Source organism: Arthrobacter sp. AIWTK1, from assembly GCF_056680535.1.
The window spans coordinates 2,245,287-2,269,715 of record NZ_CM155287.1 but is presented as its reverse complement, the minus strand read 5'-3'; the positions used below and the strand labels follow the sequence as shown (position 1 = coordinate 2,269,715).

The window sequence follows — 24,429 nt, the reverse complement described above, 5'->3', positions numbered from 1 at the left end:
ACGCCCGGCAGGGCATCTATGCCGTGCGTGTTGACGATCGTAGCGCTTGGGATACTCCCCTACGTGAGAACAACTTTACCCTAGGCGTGGCCGGCGGCCTGCATCTGCCGCAGTTCCTTCTTCAACTCCCCTACTTCATCGCGCAGCCGGGCCGCGAGTTCGAACTGGAGTTCGCCGGCCGCGGCGTGCATCTGTTCCGTCAGCTGCTCGATGAGGCCCACGAGGTCCTCCGCCGGTGCGGCCGCCAGGCCGTCCGCCCGCACGGTGGACGCGCCCTTGCCCTTGCCGCGGGTCTTCCCTGCGGCGGCAAGCAGCTCGCGGGTGTCCGCGTCCTCCTTGGCCAGCTGGTCGGTGATGTCCGCGATCTTCTTGCGCAGGGGCTGCGGATCGATGCCGTTTTCCGTGTTGTAGGCCACCTGGATGGCCCGCCGCCTGTTGGTTTCGTCGATGGCGTGCGCCATGGAGTCCGTGATGCGGTCGGCGTACATGTGCACCTGTCCCGAGACGTTACGGGCGGCGCGGCCGATGGTCTGGATCAGCGACGTGGACGAGCGCAGGAAACCTTCCTTGTCCGCGTCCAGGATGCTCACGAGCGAGACCTCCGGCAGGTCGAGGCCTTCACGAAGCAGGTTGATGCCTACCAGGACGTCGAAGACGCCCATTCGGAGTTCCCGGAGGAGTTCCACGCGGCGGAGCGTGTCAACATCGGAGTGCAGGTATTCCACCTTTACTCCATGGCCCAGCAGGTAATCCGTGAGGTCCTCCGCCATCCGTTTGGTGAGGGTGGTGACCAGGACGCGTTCGTTCTTCGCTGTGCGCGTCTTGATCTCGCCCAGCAGGTCGTCGATCTGGCCCTTGGTGGGCTTGACCACCACCTCGGGGTCGATCAGGCCGGTGGGACGGATGATCTGCTGCACGAAACCGTCGGACTTGCCGAGTTCGTACTTGCCCGGGGTCGCGGACAGGTAGACGGTCTGGCCCACGCGGTCCTGGAATTCGTCCCACTTGAGCGGGCGGTTGTCCATCGCCGAGGGCAGCCTGAAGCCGTGGTCCACGAGGTTGCGCTTACGGGACATGTCGCCCTCGTACATGGCGCCGATCTGCGGCACGGTGACGTGGGATTCATCGATGACCAGGAGGAAGTCGTCCGGGAAGTAGTCGATGAGGCAGTGCGGAGCGGTCCCGCGGGCGCGGCCGTCGATGTGCGAGGAGTAGTTCTCGATGCCGTTGCAGAATCCCATCTGCTGCATCATTTCGAGGTCATAGGTGGTGCGCATGCGGAGGCGCTGGGCTTCCACGAGCTTGTTCTGGCTTTCCAGCACCTGCAGCCGCTCGGCCAGTTCGTCTTCGATCCGCTTGATCGCGCGGGCCATGCGTTCCGGACCTGCCACGTAGTGCGAGGCGGGGAAGACGTACATTTCGGTCTCGTCCCGGAGCACCTCGCCGGTCAGCGGGTGCAGGGTGTAGATGTTCTCGATCTCGTCGCCGAAGAACTCGATCCGGATCGCGAGTTCCTCGTACATCGGGATGATTTCCACGGTGTCCCCGCGGACCCGGAACGTGCCGCGGTGGAAGTCCATGTCGTTGCGGGTGTACTGCATGGAGACGAACTTCCGGAGCAGGTCGTCGCGGTTCATCTCGGCCCCCTTGCGGAGGGTCACCATGCCGGCGATGTATTCCTCCGGGGTGCCGAGGCCGTAAATGCAGGACACGGTGGCAACCACGATCACGTCGCGGCGGGTCAGCAGCGCGTTGGTGGCGGAGTGCCGGAGCCGCTCCACTTCCTCGTTGACCGAGGAGTCCTTCTCGATGAACGTATCCGTCTGCGCCACGTAGGCCTCGGGCTGGTAGTAGTCGTAGTACGACACGAAGTATTCGACGGCGTTGTTGGGAAGCAGTTCCCGGAATTCGTTGGCGAGCTGCGCGGCGAGGGTCTTGTTCTGCACCATCACCAGGGTGGGCCGCTGGACCTGCTCGATGAGCCAGGCCGTCGTCGCGCTTTTACCGGTACCGGTGGCGCCAAGCAGCACCACGTCTTTTTCGCCGTTCTTGATGCGCTCCGTCAGTTCCGCGATGGCGGCCGGCTGGTCGCCTGCCGGCTTGAACTCGCTGATGACCTCGAACGGAGCCACGACGCGGTTGATTTCCTGGGCAAGACTCATGAATCTAATCTACCGCCGGGCACCGACATCGTGCCCTGATTCAGCTTTGGGCGGTACGGCCCGCGGTGGCGCCCGCCGCGCTGCCGTCGGAACCGGCGGCCGTGGCCGTGGCATACGACGGCGGCTGCCATCCCGTGCGCTTCACCCAGTCGTCCATCCGGCCCGCGGCGTGCTCGCTAAACCATGCTTCTTTGTCCGCAGCGTAGCCCGCCGTCGACTTGTCCACTCTGTGGAGGGCCGCGACCCTCCGCTTCTCCGCCAGGTAGTCGGTCCTGGCTGCAGCGTCATCGCGAAGCCAGTCCCGGAAAGACAGGGCAAACCGCCACCCAGGCGAGCCCGCAGGCCGGATATGCAGGTTCACCGCACGGCCGGGGTCCGCGTTGCCGTGCAGGCGCTTGGCCCAGGCCGCCGGATCAGGGTGCGAGGGCTTGGGACTGTCGGTAAACACACCGGGCCACAACGGAAAGCCTGCCGCGGTAAGCAACGGCGCGATCCGGTCGGCCGTTGCCAGGTCCGCAACAGTCAGCTGAAGGTCGATGATGTCCTTCGCATCGAGCCCGGGGACCGCAGTGGACCCGATATGGTCCACCGCCAGGATGTCCGCCGGGACGGCAGCCTTGAGCCGGGCGGCGAGCCGCTCCGCCTGCCGATCCCAGGTGGGGTCGGCAGGGGCAAGCACCGGCCCGCCGGTCCGCGGCGCCGCCCGCCCCTTGCTGATGTTGTCCGCAAACGGAGCCAGCCGGTTGGTCCACAGCAGGTCAACCGCGGCCCTCAGTTCATCAATGCTTCCGGAATTGTCCAGCACCACGTCCGCGGCCGCCAGGCGGACGTCCCTGGCGGCCTGCGCCGCCATCCTGGACCGGGCCTGTTCCTCAGTCATCTTCCGGTGCTCCACCATCCGCTGCACCCGCACGTCGTCCGGGGAATCCACCACGAGAACCAGGTGGAAGTTGCTGCCCTGGCCCGTTTCCACCAGCAGGGGAATGTCCTGCACGACGACGGCGCCCCGGGGGGCGGCGTCAATCATCGCCGCGGCCCGCTCCCGGACGAGGGGATGGACGATGCTGTTGAGTACGGCGAGCCTGTCCGGGTTGCCGAACACCAAGGCACCGAGCCGCGGCCGGTCCAGACCGCCGTCGGCACCCAGCATGTCCTCCCCGAAAGCCCCCACCACGCGGGCGAGTCCGGGAGTGCCCGGCTGCACCACTTCACGGGCGAGGGCATCGGCGTCGACCAGCACGGCCCCCAACTCCCGCAAACGCGAGGCAACAACAGACTTCCCCGAGGCGATGCCGCCCGTCAACCCGATCTTCAGCACCCCACCAGACTAGTCCCCACCGCCCCCCTGACCTCGCTCCGCTCGCCCAGGGAACCCTGGCGGCGTGGGCCCATGCCCGGACTAGACTTGTGCGGTGCAAGAGCAAGAAAGCAGGGCGACTGCCTACACCACCCTTGCGGCCGGGCCTGACTTCCGCCATGAACTGGAGGTCAAGCGGTCGCGGTTCATCACGGTGATCCGGCGCACCGGAGACGAGGACGGCGCCAGGGCGCTGGTAGCCGGACTGCGCAAGGAATTCCACGACGCCCGGCACCACTGCTCAGCCTTCGTCCTGGGACCCGACCGGGACATCCAGCGTTCCAGCGACGACGGAGAACCGTCCGGCACCGCGGGCATCCCCATGTTGGAAGCCCTCATCCGGCGCGAAACCGCGTCCGGGGTGACTGACCTCAGTGACGTCAGTGCCGTCGTCGTACGCTATTTTGGCGGGATCCTCCTTGGCGCGGGCGGGCTGGTGCGCGCCTACTCGGAGTCCGTCTCCTCGGCACTGGACCTGGCGCCGCTGGTTCGTCGGAGCCGGCTGAGGATCTGCTCGGTGGAGGTTCCGCATTCGGCGGCCGGGCGGCTGGAAAACGATCTCCGCGCCGCTGGGTATGTGATGGCGGAAACCACCTACGGAGCCAGCAACACGGTCCTCAGGCTTGCGCTGGCCGACCAGGCCGACGAACTTGAACGGGCCGCCGAACGGCTTGCGTCCATGACAGCCGGCAGCGCCGTCCTGAGGCCGGGAGAAACGGAATGGATCGATGTCCCCTTCTGAGCCGATGTCCCCTTCCTCACCCTCATCCCCTGCAGGCCGCGTGGAACTGCTCGACGTTACCGAGGAAATCCTGGAAGCACTGCTGGACGTCGCCCTCGCGGACGCCGCAGCCGACGACGTCACTCCCCCGCTGGGTGCCACTGCCGGCTGGAACGAGGAACGGATCAGCTGGTTCCGCAACTACCACCGCGCCGCAGCAGCCGGCCTTGACGGGCCTGCTGCCGAGAAATCCTGGGCGGTCAGTTGCGGCGGACGGCTTGCCGGTTCCATCCGGCTCAAGCGCACCGGAACGGAGCCGTCGGGTATGCCGGCGCTGGAAACGGGGCTGTGGCTGGGCCGCAGCTTCCGGGGCCGGGGCATCGGCCGGGAGGCGTTGAGGCTCGTCCGCGCCGTGGCCGCAGGCACTGGCGCCGCGGTGCTGCAGGCCGAAACGACCGCCGGGAACACCGCTGCCCTGTCGCTCCTTCGCTCCGCCGGTGCGGAGCTTGCCGGGAACGGCATGAGTCCAACGGTGACGGCGCGAATCAACCTTCGCTGACCTCTACCAGCAGGAGGACCTTTGACCGTCAGGTCCAGTCGTGCACGCTGGGTGATGGTGCGAAAGAGTCTGGTAGTTCCGTTACAGAATAAAAGCGACTAACTTCGCTTTTCGTGTATCTACTCACGCGAACTGATTCCAGGGCAGGGCACCGCTCCAGGGGCTGAAGCAGGCCGTCCTCGGGGAGCACACCAAAAAGCTCGACATGGGCCAGGTCCGGTAACTCCGCCAAGGGCTCCAGCGAGCGAACGATCGTCTTCTTGCCAGATGAATCCCAGGACGGCAGTGTGCTGAACCTGACTGTCCTAAGTCGTCGCAATTGACTTAGTGGTTGCAGGTCAGAGACTTTGGGAAGGTGCATGATGCTCAGGTACCTGAGACGGAGAAGACCCGCTAAGGGCTCCAAGCCCGCATCCGGATATGTCGCTATGACAAGAGTCTCCACATTTGTGAACTTGGATAGTGCCGCAAGCGACTTGTATTTGCAGTGCCATATACGTAGAGCAGTCACTGCAGCCGGATCGGGATGTGCGGGAAGTTTCCGCGTGTCATCCCTCAGGAAATCAGCGATCATCGTGCAACCGTAGTGGAAAAATCCTCCACACTGTCGGATCTGATAGGTGCGGCAGCAGGCTGCAGCAATGATAGCTTCTGCCTCCGTCGCCGCTACATTCAAGCAGGCAATTGACAACAGGCGGATGCTGGCGAAGCTTCGTCTTCACGGTGAATCCCTGCCGTGAGTACATATACATGTCCCTCCGTTCGCCGCCGACATCCTGCCAGCTCCGAAGCAGCCCTTCCCTGGCGTAGCCGTTCCGCTCCGCGGTCCGCCAGGAACCCTCGTTCCACGGTTCCACGTAGAGCTCCAGCCGGTGGATGCCAGGCTGCCGGAGTCCCAAGGACGAAACTGCCGCCAGGGCAGCGGATGCAGCACCTCTCCTTCGGTAGCCGGGCGCGATCCGGTAGCCGATGCTTGCCCGGCCCTGCTGCTGGTTCTTCAGCCACAATCCGATCTGCCCTACCGCCACGTTGGACGCGGCCTCGGCGATGGCAAAGGAGTATCCGGACCCCTCGGCCAGCCGCCGGTGCTGCCGCTCAACGAAGGCCAGGGCGCCGGCGTCGGATCCAGCGGCGGGCGGTGTTTCCAGTACCGGCAGATGCAAGGCTTCCATGCACCACACTCTAAGGGGAGCCGCCCGGAGGTGCTGGTCACAGCGGAACAGCGCCCGACGTCGGCCCGCTTCAGGCGGATCCCGCCAACGAGCCCTCGCCACCCGGCCGGGCCGGTGGTTGGATGGACGGACGGTACCCGGCCGGAGTACCCAACTCAGTTAGGGAGGCAGCCCGTGGAAGATCCCTTCAACCTGGAACGGTTCGTGCAGGCCCAGGACGCTAATGGAACCTATCAAAGGGCCCTTGGAGAGCTGGCCAACGGGTCCAAGGAGAGCCACTGGATGTGGTTCATCTTCCCGCAGGTCGCCGGGCTGGGACAGAGCCCCACCTCCCGGATGTACGCGGTCACGTCCCTGGCCGAGGCGAAGGCCTATCTGGGGCACCCGGTACTTGGGCCGCGGCTGCTTGAGAGCGCACGCGCTGTTGCTGCCCACGCCGGGGTCAGTGCAGTCCGGATATTCGGCGGGATCGACGCCCGGAAGCTGCAGTCCTCCATGACACTCTTCCTGCGTGCGGATCCTGCGGAACCGGTATTCCAGGAAGTTCTTAACCAATATTTCAACGGGAGCGCGGACCCTGCGACCGACCGGTTGCTGGGGTAGGCACCGTTGCTGCGTTAAACAGAAGGTGGCCGCCCCCTTTCGGGGACGGCCACCTTCAGCGTGCTAACTGCCTGGGCTCTCCGGAATCACGTCCGGAGGAGAACCGGGAAATTAGTTGCCGGTCAGCTTCTCGCGCAGTGCAGCAAGAGCCTCGTCCGAAGCAAGCGTGCCTGCACCGGTCTCGGCTGCAGCCGGCTCGGAGGAGTAGCTGGTGGTGCCGGAATCGCTGTCACCGGACGTTGCAGCTGCAGCGTCGTCGGCAGCGTGCTGGGCAACCTGCTTCTTGTGTGCTTCCCAGCGGGTCTGGGCGTCAGCGTACTGCTGCTCCCAGGCTGCGCGCTGGTTCTCGTAGCCTTCAAGCCACTCGTTGGACTCCGGGTCGAAGCCCTCCGGGTACTTGTAGTTGCCCTCTTCGTCGTACTCAGCGGCCATGCCGTAGAGAGCCGGATCGAATTCGGTGCTGTCGGCGTCAACGCCCTCGTTAGCCTGCTTGAGGGAGAGGGAGATGCGGCGGCGCTCGAGGTCGATGTCGATGACCTTGACGAACAGCTCGTCGCCAACGGAGACAACCTGCTCGGCGAGCTCCACGTGGCGGACAGCCAGTTCGGAGATGTGAACGAGGCCTTCGATGCCGTCTTCGACGCGAACGAACGCACCGAACGGAACCAGCTTGGTGACCTTACCCGGAACAACCTGGCCGAGGGCGTGGGTGCGGGCGAAGGTCTGCCACGGATCTTCCTGCGTAGCCTTGAGCGACAGGGAAACGCGCTCGCGGTCCAGGTCGACCTCGAGAACCTCGACGGTGACTTCCTGGCCAACTTCGACAACCTCGGAGGGGTGGTCGATGTGCTTCCAGGACAGCTCGGAAACGTGAACCAGGCCGTCTACGCCGCCCAGGTCCACGAAGGCACCGAAGTTGACGATGGAGGAAACGACGCCCGGACGAACCTGGCCCTTTTCCAGCTTGTTGAGGAACGTGGAGCGGACCTCGGACTGGGTCTGCTCGAGCCATGCACGGCGGGACAGCACAACGTTGTTGCGGTTCTTGTCCAGCTCGATGATCTTGGCTTCGATCTGCTGACCGATGTACGGAGCAAGGTCGCGCACACGGCGCATCTCGACGAGGGATGCGGGCAGGAAGCCGCGCAGACCGATGTCGAGGATAAGACCACCCTTGACAACCTCGATGACGGTACCGGTGACGACACCGTCTTCTTCCTTGACCTTCTCGATGTCGCCCCAGGCGCGCTCGTACTGAGCACGCTTCTTGGAGAGGATCAGGCGGCCTTCTTTGTCTTCCTTGGTGAGCACCAGGGCTTCGACCTGATCGCCAACGGAGACGACGTCTCCGGGATCAACGTCGTGCTTGATGGACAGCTCGCGGGAGGGGATGACACCTTCGGTCTTGTAACCGATGTCGAGCAGAACTTCGTCGCGGTCGACCTTGACGACGGTACCTTCGACGAGGTCTCCGTCGTTGAAGTACTTGATGGTGGCGTCGACTGCTGCGAGGAAGTCCTCAGCGGTACCGATGTCGTTAATCGCGACTACGGGGGTACCGGGCTTCTCGGTGGAGGTGATGGTCATGTAGTAGGGGCTCCGTTGTGGATAGTTAGTCGGTCAGGCGGACCGCCGCACACCCGTATGGACGGGGGCGCGGGTGATGGCCGACCACAGGGGTCTGCCAGGTTCATCCTGATTTTGTGGATTCTAGACACGTGCACGCAGTACACGCCCGTTTATTCTAGTCGCCGCGGCCAACACCGGTCAAAGCGGCCGGCATGGTCGACGGCCGCTTCCACCTAGGGCTGGCCGCGGGGCGGCCGGCCGGAATCGGCTTAGAAATGCGTCAGGCAGTGAGGCGCGCGTTCGACGGCGAACATCAGCCGCGCCCGAAGGGCGGCACCGGGCGCGTGTTCCTGGATCCGTCCTGCCGCCTTCAAGGTCACCGGACACACGGCACCGAGGTAGATGGAGGCGAGGTCGGCCACGTCCATGGACAGGTCCGGCCGCGCCTCTGCCGGCGCCGCCGAAACCCTGGCCTCGCCGCCGCTAACGTCCAGGATGAACGTGCCGCCGGCGAATCCCAGGGCATCCTCAATAGCGAGGACCAGCCTTCCGTCCGCGGAGTAGCGCCGGGCACCCAGGGCCTTATCGCTGTCCAGTATCCGCAGCCACAGCATGTCCCGGTGGTCGGAGGCCTCAACACAGCGCGGGTCCGAGAGGGCCCACACCAGCGGATCGTCCACCGGCGCATCCGCCCAGCTGACCCGCTGGATCAGGTCGATGCTGCCGAGGAACTGCCAGAGCTCCAGGTACGCGGCATCTGTTCCTGCCACGAGGTCCACCACTTCCACCGTGTAGGGCTTGGTGTCCCAGCCGGCAAACTTGTACGAGACGTAGCCGTCCACTGTTCCGGCGGCGTCATAGTGCAGCGCGCACTTGATGGCCTCGTCTTCGTTCCCGTCACGGCCCACGGTTCCGGAGACGTTCTGCCGGTAGGCATCCTGGCGGACGATGGAACCCGGGGTGTGCCGGTGAACACGCTCAAACACTTCAGGAGCCAGTTCGAGCAGCACCTTGCGGTCGGCGATCTCCACCGTGCCCGAAGGCTGGTGACGGAGGCCGAACCGTGGTCCGGTATCCACCTTGACGCTGCGTTCAAAGGTCGCAACACCGTAGCCGAACCTGCCGTAGATGGAACCCTCCGACGCGGTCAGGGCCGCCATGGCCAGGCCGTCACCCTTCGCCGCGGTGAGGTCTTCGGTCATCATGCGGCGCAGCAGGCCCTGGCGGCGGTGCGTCCCCCGCACGGTCACCGCCGTCACCATATGGGTCAGCAGCTGGCGGCCGTAGCCGACGTTCAGGTCCTTGCGGAGTGTGCCGAAGGTCGCCACGGGAATGCCGGCGCCGAGGGCATGCGGCGGTGCCTCCCCGGTCTGGTAGACACCGGTCAGCTCGCGCCCGTCCGACCGGTACATGGACATGATCTTGTCCACGAAGTCGTCGTTGCGGCGGGTGTCGTGGAATCCGAAGCCCACCGCCTGGATCCAATCGGTTCCCTGTTCGTAGCCGGGCTCACCCTTCTCTGCCGCCCTGAACCGCCGGATCTCGTACTTGTCTGCCACGTGCTGCTCCCCCTTGAACCGAATGAATGACACACGCAGGACGCCCGTTCGTGGCGTCCTGCGTGCCTTGTAGCGCTTAGTGGCCGGCGTCGTACCAGCTCGGCCCGACGCCGATCTGGACTTCCAGCGGCACGCTGAGGTCCGCGGCGGAGCCCATCTGCTCTGTCACAAGTTTTTCCACCGCCTCCCGTTCGCCTGCCGCGACTTCAAGCACCAGTTCGTCGTGGACCTGCAGGAGCATGCGCGACTTGAGGCCCTGCGCCTTCAGTTCGGCGTGCACGCCCAGCATGGCCCGCTTGATGATGTCCGCCGCCGAGCCCTGGATGGGTGAGTTGAGCGCGATGCGTTCCGCGTTTTCCCGCGCCTGGCGGTCCGTGCTGGTGAGGTCCGGCAGGTACCGGCGGCGCCCCTCGATGGTGGCGGTGTAGCCGTCGACCCGGGCCTGCTCCACCACGCCGCGAAGGTAGTCGCGGACGGCTCCGAAGCGGTCGAAGTACTCCTTCATCAGCGTCCGCGCCTCGTCGACGGAAATCTCCAGCTGCTTCGAGAGCCCGAACGAGGTCAGGCCGTAGGCAAGGCCGTAGGACATCGCCTTGACCTTGGAACGCATGGCGCTGGTGACCTGGTCGGTGGGCACATGGAAGATGTTCGATCCCACGAACCGGTGCAGGTCCTCGCCGTCGCGGTACGCCTGGATCAGGCCGGCGTCCCCTGAGAGGTGGGCCATGATCCGCATTTCGATCTGCGAATAGTCCGCGGACAGGAGGCATTCATAGCCGTCGCTGACCACGAAGATGCCACGGACGCGCCGGCCCTCTTCGCTCCGGATAGGGATGTTCTGCAGGTTGGGGTTGTTGGATGAGATGCGGCCGGTGGCTGCGACGTTCTGCGCGTAGGTGGTGTGGATGCGGCCGTCCTCGGTGACGGACTTCTTCAGCGACTCCAGCATCTGGCGGAGTTTCGAGGATTCCCGGTGCGCCATCAGCTGGACCAGGAATTCGTGGCCGGTCTTTTCGAGCAGGTTCTTGAGCGAAGCGGCGTCGGTGGTGTACCCGGACTTGATCTTCTTCGTCTTGGGCAGCTGCAGTTCGTCGAAGAGCACGGTCTGCAGCTGTTTGGGCGACCCGAGGTTGACCTCGTGGCCGATGGCGGCGAAGGCAAGCTCCTGGGCGTTGTCGATCACCTTGGCAAGGTCAGCCAGCTGCTCATCCATCCGCTGCATGTCGATGGCGATTCCGGCGAGTTCCATATCGGCCAGGACCCGGCTCACGGGAAGTTCCAGCGTGGACAGCAGCTCCTCCGCCTTGCGCTCCTTCAGTTCCGCTTCGAAGTAGCGGCTGAGGGCGTGCACGACGGCGGCGGCGTGGACCAGTTCGCCTGCGGCGGCTGCATCGTCGCCGTCGAACGCCAGTTCCAGCTGCCCGGCCTTCGCAACGGCCGTGGAAATTTCGATGTTGAGGTGGTGCTGCGCCAGCTCCGCGAGCTCGTAGGTGCGACGGTCCGGCTGGATGAGGTAGCCGGAAATCGACGTGTCATCGACGACGCCTTCCAGTTCCAGGCCGCGGGCCGTCAGGGCCTTCAGGGCGGCCTTGAACCCGTGCATCACCTTGGGCGCTTCCGGGTCGCGCAGCCACGCCGCCAGGACGTTCTCGGTCTCGGCGTCCTGGCTGGACAGGTCAAGGTAGACCGCCGCTCCGTCCCGGACGATTGCCAGCGCGGCGGCGTCCTCGCCAATGCGTCCGGGAACGAGGTCGACGGCGACGGCGGACCGCTGTCCGGCACCCGCGGCCAGGAATGCGCTCAGCTCGGCCGCTCCGGCGGGCGTGCTGTAGTCGGGGATGTCAAGGCTCTCCCGCTCCGCGAGGTCCACATCGTCGGCGCCGTAGAGGGCAAAGAGCCGGGTGCGGATGGTCTTGAACTCGAGGTCGTCAAACAGCTGTTCCAGCGCAGCCTGGTCGGGCCGGGGATCCGCGAGGTCGTCCAGCGTCACGGGAAGCTCCAGGTCGGTGTGGAGCCTGTTCAGCCGGCGGTTCCTCTTCACGGCCTCCACGTTTTCGCGGAGGGCGTCCCCCACCTTGCCGCCTATGGAGTCGAGGTGTTCCAGCACGCCTTCCAGCCCGCCATAGAGGTTGATCCACTTGGCGGCCGTCTTTGGGCCAACGCCGGGAACGCCCGGGAGATTGTCCGCCGACTCCCCCACCAGGGCGGCGAGGTCCGAATACTGTGCCGGGCTGACGAAATACTTTTCCTGGATGGCGGGCGCATCCAGCCGGGGAATATCGCTGACGCCCTTCCTGGGGTACAGCACAAAGACGTTGTCCGTAATCAGCTGGAAGGCGTCGCGGTCGCCCGTCACCAGCAGCACTTCATAGCCCGCCTTTTCCCCCATCGCGGCGAGCGTGGCCAGAACGTCATCTGCTTCGTAGCCGGGCATCTTGATGGTCTTGATGCCCCACGCGCCCATGACCTTGTCGATGAGGTCGATCTGGCCGCTCATCTCGCGGGGAGTCTCGTTGCGGCCGCCCTTGTACTCGCTGTACTCGGCCTTACGGTGGGTGGTCTCATCCGATACATCGAAGGCCACCGCGACGTGGGTGGGCTTCTGTTCCTTGATCAGGTTGATGAGCATGGACGTGAATCCGTGGATCGCATTGGTGTGCTGGCCGGCTGCGGTGGAGAACTTGTCCGCGGGCAGCGCGAAGAACGCCCGGAACGCCATCGAGTGCCCGTCCAGCACCAGGAGGCGGGGCTGGTCGGTGATGGGAATCACGGGGGCCACGGTGGCGGAAACCGGCTCCGCGGTGCGTGTGGTTTTCCGGGCGGGTTTGGCCGCAGTCGCTGATTCGGACTCAGCTGCCGGGAAGGTGTCTGTTGCAGAGGGGGCAAGGGCCGGTTTGGTAGTTTCGCTCACAGGTGCCAGCCTAGTTCCCATGATGGACAATTTCACGCCCGGGCAGTTCGCCAACGAACTGGCAGCCGCCGGAGTTCCGGAAGAAATGCATGAGTGGCTCGGCGAATACGGCGTGGGTGCGCTGGTGGTGAAGATGGGCATCCACTTCCTCGAAATGAGCCCGGAACGCACAGTGGCCACCATGCCGGTCGAAGGCAACACGCAGGTGGCGGGGATCCTGCACGGCGGCGCCCACGTGGTGCTGGCCGAGACCCTCGGTTCGTTCGCTGCCGGGATGCACGCCGGCCCGGGACGGCAGGCACTGGGCATCGAGGTGGGGGCGACGCATCACCGCGCCATCGCCTCCGGCACTGTGACGGGAACCTGCACGGCCATCCACCTGGGCCGCACGCTCACCACGCACGAGATCGTGATGACCGACGAGAAGGGCCGCCGGCTCTCCACTGCACGGATCACCAACCTGATCCGGGACATCGCTGACTGACTGCCCGCTCTGGCTGGCAGCGGCTCAGCCGGAAGCTGCGCCGTCGGACGGCGCTTTGCCGAGCCGGTAGCGAAGCTCGACGATTCCCCTGCCCATGCTGCTGGACGCCGCCAGCTCCAGCGGCCGCGTGGGCCCCGTCCTGATGGGCAGCACGGGCTTCCCGGCACCAAGCACCACCGGGATGATGGAAACGATGATTTCGTCCAGCAGGCCGGCATCGGCGAACTGGGCCGCGAGCTCTCCGCCGCCAACAAGCCAGATGTTCTTGTCGGCCGCCTCAGCGGTGAAATCGTCCATGAACTCGCGGACGTCGCCGCGGACGAACGTGACGTCCGCGCCCCGGGGCGCCGAGTGTTCATGGTGCGTGAAGACCCAGCACGGCGTGTCCGGGTAGGGCCAGTTGCCCGGCTCGTGCTCCATCAGCCAGGCGTAGGTGTCCCCGCCCATCACAATGCAGCCGACCTCGGCCATAAAGGCTTCGTAGCTTTCCCTGCCGCCCTCGAACCCGTCGAACTGGAGGAGCCATGCCAGGTTGTCATCGGGCGTGGCGATGAATCCGTCGAGGGATGAGGCCACGAAGTACTGAAGTCTGGACATGGCCCCAGCCTAGTCATTTGGACTCCGGGTTCCCATACTCCACGCGCACGCCGGGATCATCACGGAGCACCACCACCTTGCCGCTCCGGAGCGTCCAGCCCTCGTTGAGCAGGAAGATACGTCCGCCGCTGACCACGAGCAGCCGCAGGCCGCTGTACTGGTACACCGGATGTTCCGCCGTGCCGCTGGATTGTTCGGTGACGTTGGGTGCGCTGATGCCCAGCCGGTCCTTGCTGAAGACAACTGCGGTGGGCAGGAGCGCGGACCGTTGCTCGTAGCTCATCGCAAGTCCCCGGCCCAGGGCCTGGGCGTAGTCGGACGTTCCCCAGAAGAGCAGGAGTGTCACCAGGCAGAAGATGAGCGTCTTCTCGGACCCGCGGGACAGTGCGGCGAGGCTGCGTCCCGGTGCTTCCGCGGACCGCCGCCAAAGGCTCAGGCCCCAGGCCGCCAGAAGGACGCCGCCGGCCATAACGTACGGCACGAACAAGACGGTGCGTTCAGGCTGGAGAATCACCACCAGCCACATGGCTGCCGCACAGGCCAGTCCGGCAACCAGTATTGCCGCCGCGAGCCTCCGGATGCCCGCGTCCCGGCCGGCCGTGAGGCGTCCGGCCAGGAACCTGTCCACGGAAAGCCATATGGCAGCCACAATCAGCAGCCAGACCAGCGGGATGAACAGGGATGGGATGCTCCTGAGGACAAAATCCTGCACGGTGTAGCCGAAGAGGCTGACGTCCAGCCCCATGGCCTTTGCCTGGGCATCCGTCCGCGCCCAGCCGAAGTAGACCAGCAGGGCTGTCGCAATGGTCAGTGGCGGCCCGATGACCGCCAGCATGTCCACGGCGCGTTTCCAGCGGGGATCCGCCTCCGGTTCGCCGGTCATGGCGTCGCTCCTGCCGGCGTCTCCTGCGGCGAGGAAGTATCAGGGGGTGGCGTGGGCGGTGTGGTTGGCGTGGGGCCGGGAACGGGAAGTGTCGGGTCGGCGTAGAGGAGCGCGGCTTCACCGGAGACGGGCGGCGTGGCCACGACTGCCACGGTGGCGGACGTGGCGCCGGAAGCGGCCGGCGGGGCATAAAACTCGAAGGGACCGAACGGCGTGCCTTGGACACCGACCGGGTTGCCGTCCACCAGGACTTTGTCCACGTTCACGAAGAACCCCTCAAGCCGCACTTTGGCGCCGCCGCCGAAAGGAACGGATGGCGGGGCGGCGCCGGCGGAAGGCCCGTCGAGGACCGTCAAGCCGGTCAGCTGCCGGGGGCAGTCGTCCCCTGCCCCGCCGGCATTCACGAGGAGCTGGACTCCCGGGTGGGCGGCCCGCAGGGCAACTGCCTGTTGCAGCGATTCCGTGACCTTGATTTCCCAGCACCGTTCGGGCGGCAGGCCGGGAACCCCCGCCAGCGCGGCCTGTGCCTGCTGCCAGTCCGCGGGCAGGTCCGTGGCCAGTGCCTGGCACGTGGCCTCCGCGGCCTTCCAGACAGCTGGAAACGCCGTGTTCAGCGTTGACTCACGAAGGCCGGCGCAGTCACGGTTGCGCAGGAGCTCGTACAGCGTTCCCTCGGGCGGATCGGTGGGTGCGGCCGGTCCGATGGGGACCCACCGGATGACAGGGCCACCGGCCACGGGGGGGCCGTCTACCGGACCCGGCAGCGGCGCAGCCGTGGGCGGATCCGCGCTGGAGGAGGTGGTGGCGGCGGGCTCCGGCGCGGGAGGTGCCGCCGTCGTCGTACTTGCCTGCGGCTCCGGTGGCGCGGAAGGCTGAGCGGCGCATCCGACGGCGAGGACCAGCAGGCACAACGCCGCTGCGGTTCCTGGGAGTCGGGCTGCAGGCCGAGCTGCTGCCCCGGTTTGACTGTGCATGACAGACCCACCTGCTTGCGGTTCCCGGCAGGGGAACCGGCCTGGATAAACCCTTCGGGATGGCTCCCGGCACCGGCCGGCCGCGGAGCCGGACCAAACACGCTGAAACAGTGTTAACTATTCCCCCGTTGGGTGATATCCGCCAGAGCAGTCCCGTGCGCTCCAGGGGCAACGGCCTGTGGCTACTTGCTGAAGTAGGGAATGATCAGGTAGAGGCCGAACAGCACCGCCAGGCCGCACAGCCCGAAGCAGGCGTAGGCGAGCGATTTCATCCACCGCGGCGTGGCCTGCTCGGGATCACCGGCGATGGCGGTAAAACGGACCCCGATGGAGTAAAGGACCACTACCGTCACGGCGGCAAGGAGCGTGGCACCGGCCACCTGCACCAATTCCAACCATTTCATTTAATTGCCACCCTTCAGCTTGTTGGCGCGGCTGGCGGCCATTGCCTTCTTTTTGCGGAAGCGGACGGCCTGGCCTGCTTCCTCGACCTCCACGGCATTGTGGTGGCCCACATGGGACTTACGGGACTGCACGAACATGAACAGCACGGCGCCGGTCCCGGCAACGGCGGCGATGACTACACCCACCGTTCCGGTCATTACGAGCAGGGCCGTCAGGGCGCCGACGATCCCGGCGGCCGGGAGGGTGAAAAGCCAGCCGACGGCGATGCGCCCTGCGGTGCCCCAGCGCACCGAGGTGCCCTTGCGGCCCAGACCGGAGCCGATGACGGATCCGGAAGCCACCTGCGTGGTGGACAGTGCGAAGCCAAGGTGGGAGGAAGCGAGGATGGCGGATGCCGTGCTGGCTTCAGCAGCGAAGCCCTGGGCCGGCTTGACGTCGGTAAGGCCCGAGCCCATGGTGCGGATGATCCGCCACCCGCCGGCATAGGTTCCGATGGCAATCGCGAACGCACAGGCTGCAATGACCCAGAACTGCGGGCCGGAGCCGGGCGCCTGCGTTCCGGCGGAGATCAGCACGAGAGTGATGATGCCCATGGTTTTCTGGGCATCGTTGGTCCCGTGTGCCAGGGCCACCAGGCTGGACGTGAAGATCTGGCCGGTCCGGAAACCGCCGCGCTTCTGCGTGAGCTTGCTGCCGGTCTCCGGATCGTGCCGGGACGTCAGCGCGTAGGCCAGGCGGGTACAGACGTACGCCACTCCGCCGGCGATCACCGGGGCAAAGATGGCGGGAAGGATGACCTTTTGCAGCAGGGATTCAAAGTTCACCGAATGGATGCCGATGCCGGCGATCGCGGCGCCGATCAGGCCGCCGAAGAGGGCGTGCGAAGAACTAGACGGCAGGCCCTTCAGCCACGTGATCATGTTCCAGAGGATGGCGCCCATCAGGCCGGCAAAAATGATGTCCGGGGTGATCTGGATACCGTCTGCCCCCTCCTTGATGATGCCGCCGGAAACCGTCTTGGCCACTTCCGTGGAGAGGAACGCTCCCACCAGGTTCAGGACCGCTGCCAGCGCGACTGCCGTCTTCGGTTTGATGGCACCGGTGGCAATGGGCGTGGCCATTGCGTTGGCGGTGTCATGAAATCCGTTGGTGAAGTCGAAAAAAAGTGCCAGCGCTATAACCAGCGCCACCATGAAGGTGATTTCCACCTGTTGCCCAATCTGCAGAGTCGACGGTCAGCAGTTCCACTTCCCCATTGCCCCCGTCCGCACGCAAAGTTCACACGGCATTTGCCGGCAGTTAACGCGGTGTTGTTCGGAAGGGGCTTGAAACCCTAACGATCGTACGCGTCAACGCCCTGAGGACAAAACACCGCGCGGTCAAAGGAATGCACGGACTGCGTCCAGTTCAACCGGGGACAAGCCCCGCCTTGGATGCGGTGAAATCAACAGTAGGCGCCCACTGAGGACGGACGCCCATGCACGGGCCTCGGCTTCGTAATCGAGTTGGTCGTCAATCCACACAGCTCGGTCCGGAGCGCACGCCTCGATGTCGCGTTGCAGGGCCTGCAGTTTCCACCAGCCTTCGCCGCCGCCCAATCCGTCGCTGCCAAGGACGGGCCATTCCCGTCCTGCCAGCCCGATGGCGGGGCACAGGTAGTCCGGCGCCATCTCCTCCCAGCTGGTCAGCCAGACGCACCGGAGGCCGGGTGTCACGGCCAGCGCGTTGAGGGATTCCACGAGCTCACCGGCGTACGTCACTTCAAGGAGGCCGGCGTCGGAAGTCCGCCAGCGGCTCCCCCAGTCCGTGGTGCCTGAGGCACCGAACGGACAGATCACGCCGTCCACGTCCAGGTAGAGGGAGACATTCCTCACGGCGGCGTCCTTTCCTCCGGGAGCCCACTCAAAACGTTACCGAGGGGCCGTGGGGCGGGCAATACGGCACCAAACGGAAAAGTGCCGGACACAGAATGGTGTCCGGCACTTTTCAGGGGTGCAGCGTTATGCCTGGGGCTGAGGATCAGGCGGGGACTTTCACCGCGGCCTCCTTACGGACGGCCGCAGGAATTCCGTCGCCGGCCTGGCCGTACAGCCAGTCGTTGTACTGGAAGTCGTTGTCCTTCCGGCTCTTGAAGAGCAGGTTGCGCAGGGTCCGGGCCAGCCCGGAGACATGCCAGGACTCGCCCCAGACACGGGCGGTGCGCTGGACCCGGGCGGTGCGGCCGGCGCGGATGTTGTTGAACTCCTTGATGGCGCCATCCCAGGCTTCCGGGTTGACGCCGTCCGCGGTGAAGACGGTGCCGACGCTGACATCCTGCAGCACGGCGGCGTCCTCGAGGGCCTGGCAGGCGCCCTGCGCGAGGTACTGGAGCATCGGGTGCGCGGCGTCGCCCATGAGCACCATCCGGCCGGCAACCCAGTTCTCGATCGGGTCGCGGTCGTACATGGGCCAGCGGATGCCGGTAGCCAGGTTCTTCAGAGCTTCCTGAACGGCCGGGACGCAGTCCTTGTAGGCTGCCTCTAGCTCGTCCACTCCGCCGTACTGCTCAACACCGGCTTCGAAGGACGGCGACTTGAAGACGGCCACGGTGTTCAGCAGCTCGCCCTTGCGCAGCGGGTACTGCACCAGGTGGCAGTCGGGGCCGAGGTAGACGATGACGTCCTCAAGGTCGGCCTTGGGGGTGTTCTCGGTGATCGGCACCGTGCCGCGGTAGGCGACGTAGGCCGAGGAGACGGGCTCGTCGTTGGCCACGAGCGGGCGGAGGGTGGACCGGAGACCGTCGGCGCCGATCACGACGTCGGCTTCGTAGTCAACGCCTGCGGCTGTGTGGGCCACGCCTCGGCCGTTCACGGTTTCGACGCTCTCGACCATGACGTCGTTGACGAGCGTGACGCCGGCAGCTTCGCAGCCTTCGAGCAGGACCCGGTGCAGGTCGCTGCGGTGGATCACGACGTAGGGTGCGCCGTAGCGTTCCTCGAATTCCGCGCCGAGGCTCTGGCGGGTGAGCTCCTCGCCGGTGACGGCGTCGCGGAAGACCAGGTGCTTGGGCTGGACACCGATTTCCAGCGCTCTCTCAAGCAGTCCCCAGCGCCGAAGGACGCGGGAGGCGTTGGGGGCCATCTGCAGGCCCGCGCCGACCTCGCCGAATTCCGGAGCGCGCTCCACGAGGGTGACATTGGCTCCGTTTTCACGCAGCGCGAGGGCTCCGGCCAGTCCGGCCATTCCCCCTCCGATGACGAGGACATCGGTGGACGTGGCGTGCTCAGACATTGCTTACTCCTGTTGGTGAGGGTGAGGGTGAGAGTTTCGACTTGAGTTTGATGCCGACGGCGGCCAGCAGGACCGCTGCGATGGCGGCTGCACCGGCGAAGGCGAGGAAATTGGAATTGACGCCGAGTCCGGCAGCAAGCAGGAGTCCGCCTACCTGGGGCGCGACGACGGCGCCGATACGGCCCGTCCCCAGCGCCCAGCCCAGGGCGGTTCCCCGCAGGTGGCCGGGGTAGTGGCTTGCGACGGCGGCGATGATGAGGCACTGCGTGCCGTGGGTGCCGACGCCGGCAAGGACCAGCATGAGGTACACGACGGTGACGGACGGTCCCGTGATGAGGACCACCAGCGCGACGGCGGCGACGGCGGCCGCTGCGATGGCAGTCGGCACCGGACCGAAGCGGGTCCCGGCCCAGGCCGTGATGACCGAACCGGCCACCGCACCCAGGTTGAGGGCCAACGCGAAGGTCAGGGCGGAACCGAGGTTGTAACCCGCCAGCTGCATCAGGTTGGGCAGCCAGGTTCCGAGTCCGTACCAGGCGAACAGGGTGGCGATCGTCGCCAGGGCGAACAGCATGCTGACGCCCAGGTACGGGGCGCGGAGCAAGGAGGAGAAACCGGACGGTTCCTTGATCGTGCCGGCACTGCCCGCAGCCTTGCGGGCGGCCTTCTCGGCCGCACTGACCGGCGCCAGCGTCTCCGGGAGGTATTTCAGTCCCAGCGGCACCACGATCACCAGGGCCAGCACGGCCACGAGGAACATGGCCTGCCACCCGAAGGCTGGAATCAGCTGGATGCCGACAAGAGCGGCGATGGATCCGCCGATCGGTACACCGGACATCATCAGGGTGGCAATGGTGGACCGCCACTTGGTGGGGACGAGTTCAGCAACGAGGGCGTTCGCCGAGGGCACCAGGCCGCCAAGCCCGATGCCGGCGAGGAGCCGCAGGCCGCCGAAGACGGCAGCGTTGGGAGCGAAGGCACAGAGGGCGGTGAAGACCGAGAAGACCATGGCGCACCCCAGGATGGTGCGGCGTCGACCCCACGAGTCAGCCATCCGGCCGGCGAAGATCGCTCCGATCATCATGCCGAGGAAGGCCATGGACCCGATGGTCCCGGCGGTGGCCTTGTTCAGGCCCCAGCCGGTCTCGGAGATCAGCGAAGACTGGACAGTGCCGTAGACGATGAGATCGTAGCCATCGAAGACCACCAACAGCCAGCAGACGAGGACGGCCGCGGCCGACGCTTTGGAAAACCGCGATGCAGGCCCATCAGCGGAAGTGGGGACGGGATCCCCTTGAGAGGACCGTTGCGGCGCTGCAGCGGAAGTTGTGTGATTCATGCCACTACTGTCATGGCCAGGGAAGGTGAACCACAATAGAATTCTGATGTGCAGAAACAGCAAACCCCCAAACCGGCGTCCAGATCAGCCCGGAAACCAGTGCAGAAGCGGCCCACCTATTCCATTGAGGCGGTCGACAACGCGCTGCAGCTCCTGCAGCTGCTCCGTGACGGTGGAGCTCTGCGCCTCAAGGACGCCGCCGAGGAACTGGGCGTGGCCCCTTCCACCGCGCACCGCCTCCTGGCAATGCTGGTTTACCGGGGTTTCGCCGTCCAGGATGAAACCCGGCGCTATGTGCCCGGCCCGGCAATGGGCGTGGGGCCGGCGGGACTGAGCTGGACCCGGCTGCTTCGCTCGCTCGCCCAGCCGCACATGGAACTGCTCTCCGCGCAGCTGAACGAGACCGTAAACCTCATGGTGCGGGTGGGTACGAAAGTACGTTTCCTGGCGACCGTGGAAGGGAACAACGTGTTGCGGGTCGGTGACCGGCAGGGAACGGTGATGCCCGCCAACAGGACCTCCGGGGGCAAAGCCATGCTCGCCGAACTGGAGGTTCCCATGATCGACCAGCTCTTCCGCAGCAACAACGCAGAGATCGGCGGGGACACCATCGCGGCTGCGGAGTACCCGGCGTTCCTGCGCGAGCTGGAGTCGATCCGCAACAACGGCTTCGCCGCCAACTTCGAAGGCACCGAGGAAGGTGTGAGCGCCCTCGGGATCGCCCTGCACAACAGGCACGGGAAGGTGGTGGGCGCGCTCAGCGTGGCCACCCCCGCGACCCGCTTCCGCAGGGTGTTTGACGCCGGGCTGGTCCCCGCCCTGCGGGAAACCTGCCGGCAGCTGGAAATCGACATCGCAGCAAATCCGGCCGAGCCGGACTGAACACCGGGCAAGGCGCCGGCAGCTCCCGCCGTCGGACCGGTCAATCAATTCTGTCCAGCAGAATATGTTGGGGGTCACACCACGGCATCCGTAGAGTCGAACTACGCCAAGAACCGTTCTGACCTATCGAGGAGGCCCACGTGTCCATCAGCGCCGAGAACACGACTCATGAATCAGTGGCCGCGGGGCACACTGCTCCGGAGCCGACGCCCGAAGAAGCTGCCCAGCTGAAAGAGCTGTACCGGGATTTTGACCGGGAGAACCTGATCCCGTTGTGGACTGAAATCGCGGATTTGATGCCGATGGTCCCGTCCCCGAAGGCGGTGCCGCACGTGTGGCGGTGGAGCGACCTGTATCCGCTGGCCGCCCGTGCCGGGGATCTGGTGCCGGTGGGCCGTGGCGGGGAACGCCGCGCCATTGCGCTGGCGAACCCCGGCCTTGCCGGTACCCCGTATGCCACCCCGACGTTGTGGGCGGCGATCCAGTACCTTGGTGCCCGTGAGACCGCCCCGGAGCACCGCCATTCGCAGAACGCGTTCCGCTTCGTTGTCGAGGGCGAGGGTGTGTGGACGGTGGTGAACGGGGACCCGGTGCGGATGTCCCGCGGTGATTTCCTGCTGACCCCGGGCTGGAACTTCCACGGCCACCACAACGACACCGATGAGCCGATGGCCTGGATCGACGGGCTGGACATCCCGTTCGTGCATTACGCCGACGCCGGGTTCTTCGAGTTCGGCACCGAGCGGGTCACGGACGAGGCCACCCCGGACATCTCCCGTTCCGAGCGGCTATGGGCCCACCCGGGCCTGCGTCCGCTCTCGGGCCTGGATGACACCACCAGCTCCCCCATCGCGGCGTACCGCTGGGAATACACCGACCGGGCGCTGACCGAGCAGCTGCTCCTCGAGGATGAGGGCCACCCGGCCACCGTGTCCCAGGGCCATGCCGCCGTCCGCTACACGAACCCGACCACGGGCGGGGACGTGATGCCCACCATCCGGGCCGAATTCCACCGCCTCCGTGCCGGCGCGTCCACCCAGGGCGTCCGCGAGGTCGGCTCCAGCGTCTGGCAGGTCTTCGAAGGGACCGGCTCGGTGGTCCTGAACGGCGAGGCCAGGAACCTGGAAAAGGGCGACCTGTTCGTTGTCCCGTCCTGGGCCGAGTGGTCCGTGCAGGCCGGGAGCGAGTTTGACCTCTTCCGGTTCAGTGACGCCCCCATTTTCGAACGACTGAACTTTAACCGCACCTACATCGAAGGACGCAAGAACGCATGAGACTCCTCACCCTCCGCACCGGCACCGGCACGACCCAGGCTGTCCGCCAGGACGGGACCACCCTGACCGAAATCGACGGGTTCTCCGATGTGGGAGCGCTCCTGAAGGATTCCGCCTGGGAGTCTATCGCCGCCGCCGCCACCGGCGCGACACACCCGGCCGAGGGCGCCGACCTCGCCCCCGTGGTCCCGTTCCCGGGCAAGATCATCTGCGTGGGCCACAACTACCGCAACCACATCAAGGAAATGGGCCGGGAAATCCCGGAGTACCCCACCCTGTTCGCGAAGTACCAGGAATCCCTGATCGGCCCGAACGATGACCTGGCCCTGCCGCAGGAATCAGACACCATGGACTGGGAAGCCGAACTCGCCGTCGTCATCGGCAAGAAGGGCCGCCGGATCAGCGAAGCCGACGCCAAGGACCACATCGCCGGGTACTCGGTGCTGAACGATGTGTCCATGCGCGACTACCAGTTCCGCACCATCCAGTGGCTCCAGGGCAAGACCTGGGAGAACTCCACCCCGTTCGGCCCCGCCCTGGTCACCCAGGATGAGTTCACCGCCGGTCCGCTGATGACCTCGGCCGTGGACGGCGAAGTCCAGCAGAGCACCCCGACCGGGGACCTCGTGTTCACCCCGGAGTTCCTGGTCTCCTACATCTCCACGATCATCACGCTGAACCCCGGTGACGTGATCGCGACCGGCACCCCCGGCGGTGTGGGCCACGCCCAGGACCCGAAGCGCTACCTGCAGGAAGGCCAGATCCTGGTCACCACCATCGAGGGCCTGGGCCAGCTGAGCAACCGCGTGGTCAAGGAAGCCTGATGGTCGCCCGCCACGACCAGACCACGGACCCGCAGCTCCTTGAGGGTTTGCTGCAGGCACGGCGGGGCACGGCGTTCTTCGCCCGCAAGCTCAACGAGCTCTCCGACGCGGACCTCGACGGGGATTCGCTGCTGCCGGGCTGGACCCGGCGGCACGTCACAGCCCACATCGGCTACAACGCGCGGGCCATCGCGCGGCTCATCGAGTGGGCAGCCACCGGCGTGGAGACACCCATGTACGCCTCCACGTCGGTGCGCGACCACGAAATCAACTTCGGCGCCACCCTTCCGCCGATCGCGCTGCGGCACCTCTTCGACCACTCCGCAGTGCACCTGAACGTCGAATGGCGGGACCTCCCGGCAGAAGCCTGGCACCACAAAGTCAAAACAGCCCAGGGCCGGATCGTGCCCGCCGAGGAAACCGTCTGGATGCGGACCCGCGAAGTCTGGGTCCACGCCGTGGACCTGGACAACGGCGCCACCTTCACCGACATCCCCGCCCCCGTCCTGGCCCGGCTACTGGCGGACATCACCAGTGCCTGGCACACCCGCGGCACCGACACCGGCCTGCTGATCAAAGTCACCGACCAGCCGGGCGGGATGACCTTCGGCGACACCACCGCCGAAACACCAACACTGATTTCCGGCCCGCTCGCTGCCATCACCCAATGGGCCACCGGCCGCGGCACCCACGGTGTGACGGCAACGAGCACCGCAGCAGCCGGCAAAGCGGCGGATGCCGCCGCACCGGCGTCGGACGCTGACCTGCCCGAGGTGCCCGCAGCACCGAAGTGGATCTAGCGCCCAGGACCTGGTGTCCGGAGCGGCAGTGAAGCGCGACGGCGACTTCCGCACATAGCGATGGCCCCCTCCTCGGAGGGGGCC

The 24,429-nt window shown here is 66.0% G+C and carries 22 protein-coding genes; 8 read left to right on the top strand and 14 right to left on the bottom strand.

What is annotated here, in order from left to right; all coding sequences use genetic code 11:
• Positions 1-80: 80 nt before the first annotated feature.
• Together uvrB and coaE are read right to left on the bottom strand one after the other, a co-directional pair.
• Positions 81-2,162: an excinuclease ABC subunit UvrB gene (gene uvrB, locus AC1MDG_RS10335; protein WP_479808940.1), complete on the bottom strand. Its 2,082-nt coding sequence runs from the start codon at positions 2,160-2,162 to the stop codon at positions 81-83.
• Between the two features lie 40 nt (positions 2,163-2,202).
• The gene (gene coaE / locus AC1MDG_RS10330) at positions 2,203-3,480 is read right to left on the bottom strand and encodes a dephospho-CoA kinase (RefSeq protein WP_479808939.1); all 1,278 of its coding nucleotides are present in this window, start codon (positions 3,478-3,480) and stop codon (positions 2,203-2,205) included.
• 94 nt (positions 3,481-3,574) lie between these two features.
• On the opposite strand from coaE, the gene AC1MDG_RS10325 reads away from it, so the two are divergent.
• Positions 3,575-4,261 (top strand): IMPACT family protein, encoded by a 687-nt coding sequence (locus AC1MDG_RS10325; protein ID WP_479808937.1) that lies wholly within the window; start codon positions 3,575-3,577, stop codon positions 4,259-4,261.
• Positions 4,248-4,799 carry a GNAT family N-acetyltransferase gene (locus AC1MDG_RS10320; RefSeq protein ID WP_479808935.1) on the top strand — a complete coding sequence of 184 codons (552 nt, stop codon included), beginning with the start codon at positions 4,248-4,250 and terminating at the stop codon, positions 4,797-4,799. Before AC1MDG_RS10325 ends, AC1MDG_RS10320 begins: the two co-directional genes overlap by 14 nt.
• A 563-nt stretch (positions 4,800-5,362) precedes the next feature.
• Here the strand turns inward: AC1MDG_RS10320 and AC1MDG_RS10315 are convergent.
• The gene (locus AC1MDG_RS10315; RefSeq protein WP_479808933.1) at positions 5,363-5,971 is read right to left on the bottom strand and encodes a GNAT family N-acetyltransferase; all 609 of its coding nucleotides are present in this window, start codon (positions 5,969-5,971) and stop codon (positions 5,363-5,365) included.
• 174 nt (positions 5,972-6,145) lie between these two features.
• Here AC1MDG_RS10315 and AC1MDG_RS10310 point away from each other — a divergent pair, with 174 nt between their 5' ends.
• Positions 6,146-6,574 carry a DUF1810 domain-containing protein gene (locus AC1MDG_RS10310; protein ID WP_479808931.1) on the top strand — a complete coding sequence of 143 codons (429 nt, stop codon included), beginning with the start codon at positions 6,146-6,148 and terminating at the stop codon, positions 6,572-6,574.
• A gap of 111 nt (positions 6,575-6,685) precedes the next feature.
• Here AC1MDG_RS10310 and rpsA read toward each other — a convergent pair whose 3' ends face one another.
• The 3 genes from rpsA to polA all read right to left on the bottom strand — a co-directional run bounded on the left by rpsA (position 6,686) and on the right by polA (position 12,421).
• Entirely contained in the window at positions 6,686-8,161 is a 1,476-nt protein-coding gene (gene rpsA, locus AC1MDG_RS10305; RefSeq protein WP_011691911.1) for a 30S ribosomal protein S1, read from the bottom strand.
• Between the two features lie 251 nt (positions 8,162-8,412).
• Positions 8,413-9,702 carry a GNAT family N-acetyltransferase gene (locus tag AC1MDG_RS10300; protein WP_479808929.1) on the bottom strand — a complete coding sequence of 430 codons (1,290 nt, stop codon included), beginning with the start codon at positions 9,700-9,702 and terminating at the stop codon, positions 8,413-8,415.
• A gap of 76 nt (positions 9,703-9,778) precedes the next feature.
• Positions 9,779-12,421 carry a DNA polymerase I gene (gene polA, locus AC1MDG_RS10295; RefSeq protein ID WP_479809070.1) on the bottom strand — a complete coding sequence of 881 codons (2,643 nt, stop codon included), beginning with the start codon at positions 12,419-12,421 and terminating at the stop codon, positions 9,779-9,781.
• 211 nt (positions 12,422-12,632) lie between these two features.
• Here polA and AC1MDG_RS10290 point away from each other — a divergent pair, with 211 nt between their 5' ends.
• Positions 12,633-13,097: a hotdog fold thioesterase gene (locus AC1MDG_RS10290; protein WP_479808927.1), complete on the top strand. Its 465-nt coding sequence runs from the start codon at positions 12,633-12,635 to the stop codon at positions 13,095-13,097.
• A gap of 24 nt (positions 13,098-13,121) precedes the next feature.
• Here AC1MDG_RS10290 and AC1MDG_RS10285 read toward each other — a convergent pair whose 3' ends face one another.
• The 8 genes from AC1MDG_RS10285 to AC1MDG_RS10250 all read right to left on the bottom strand — a co-directional run bounded on the left by AC1MDG_RS10285 (position 13,122) and on the right by AC1MDG_RS10250 (position 20,565).
• Positions 13,122-13,694 (bottom strand): dihydrofolate reductase family protein, encoded by a 573-nt coding sequence (locus AC1MDG_RS10285; protein WP_479808925.1) that lies wholly within the window; start codon positions 13,692-13,694, stop codon positions 13,122-13,124.
• Between the two features lie 13 nt (positions 13,695-13,707).
• Positions 13,708-14,577, bottom strand: coding sequence for a hypothetical protein (locus AC1MDG_RS10280; RefSeq protein ID WP_479808923.1), 870 nt, complete (start codon positions 14,575-14,577; stop codon positions 13,708-13,710).
• Positions 14,574-15,551, bottom strand: coding sequence for a hypothetical protein (locus AC1MDG_RS10275; protein WP_479808921.1), 978 nt, complete (start codon positions 15,549-15,551; stop codon positions 14,574-14,576). Before AC1MDG_RS10275 ends, AC1MDG_RS10280 begins: the two co-directional genes overlap by 4 nt.
• Positions 15,552-15,733: 182 nt before the next feature.
• On the bottom strand, positions 15,734-15,955 hold the full coding sequence (locus tag AC1MDG_RS10270) for a hypothetical protein (protein ID WP_011691904.1): 222 nt from the start codon (positions 15,953-15,955) through the stop codon (positions 15,734-15,736).
• Positions 15,956-17,164 (bottom strand): inorganic phosphate transporter, encoded by a 1,209-nt coding sequence (locus AC1MDG_RS10265; RefSeq protein ID WP_436065402.1) that lies wholly within the window; start codon positions 17,162-17,164, stop codon positions 15,956-15,958. It lies immediately after the preceding gene.
• A 171-nt stretch (positions 17,165-17,335) separates the two neighbouring features.
• A complete protein-coding gene (locus AC1MDG_RS10260) occupies positions 17,336-17,830 on the bottom strand; it encodes an HAD domain-containing protein (protein WP_479808919.1) in 495 nt (164 codons plus the stop codon).
• A gap of 145 nt (positions 17,831-17,975) precedes the next feature.
• Positions 17,976-19,226, bottom strand: a complete 1,251-nt coding sequence (locus AC1MDG_RS10255; protein WP_479808917.1) for an FAD-dependent oxidoreductase — start codon at positions 19,224-19,226, stop codon at positions 17,976-17,978.
• The gene (locus tag AC1MDG_RS10250; protein ID WP_479808915.1) at positions 19,219-20,565 is read right to left on the bottom strand and encodes an MFS transporter; all 1,347 of its coding nucleotides are present in this window, start codon (positions 20,563-20,565) and stop codon (positions 19,219-19,221) included. The genes AC1MDG_RS10255 and AC1MDG_RS10250 overlap by 8 nt, the downstream gene beginning before the upstream one ends.
• Before the next feature lie 48 nt (positions 20,566-20,613).
• Here AC1MDG_RS10250 and AC1MDG_RS10245 point away from each other — a divergent pair, with 48 nt between their 5' ends.
• The 4 genes from AC1MDG_RS10245 to AC1MDG_RS10230 all read left to right on the top strand — a co-directional run bounded on the left by AC1MDG_RS10245 (position 20,614) and on the right by AC1MDG_RS10230 (position 24,345).
• Positions 20,614-21,447, top strand: a complete 834-nt coding sequence (locus AC1MDG_RS10245) for an IclR family transcriptional regulator (protein WP_479808913.1) — start codon at positions 20,614-20,616, stop codon at positions 21,445-21,447.
• Positions 21,448-21,587: 140 nt separating this feature from the next.
• Positions 21,588-22,721 (top strand): cupin domain-containing protein, encoded by a 1,134-nt coding sequence (locus tag AC1MDG_RS10240; RefSeq protein ID WP_479808911.1) that lies wholly within the window; start codon positions 21,588-21,590, stop codon positions 22,719-22,721.
• A complete protein-coding gene (locus tag AC1MDG_RS10235) occupies positions 22,718-23,545 on the top strand; it encodes a fumarylacetoacetate hydrolase family protein (RefSeq protein ID WP_479808909.1) in 828 nt (275 codons plus the stop codon). Before AC1MDG_RS10240 ends, AC1MDG_RS10235 begins: the two co-directional genes overlap by 4 nt.
• The gene (locus AC1MDG_RS10230) at positions 23,545-24,345 is read left to right on the top strand and encodes a maleylpyruvate isomerase family mycothiol-dependent enzyme (protein ID WP_479808907.1); all 801 of its coding nucleotides are present in this window, start codon (positions 23,545-23,547) and stop codon (positions 24,343-24,345) included. The genes AC1MDG_RS10235 and AC1MDG_RS10230 overlap by 1 nt, the downstream gene beginning before the upstream one ends.
• Positions 24,346-24,429: the final 84 nt, after the last annotated feature.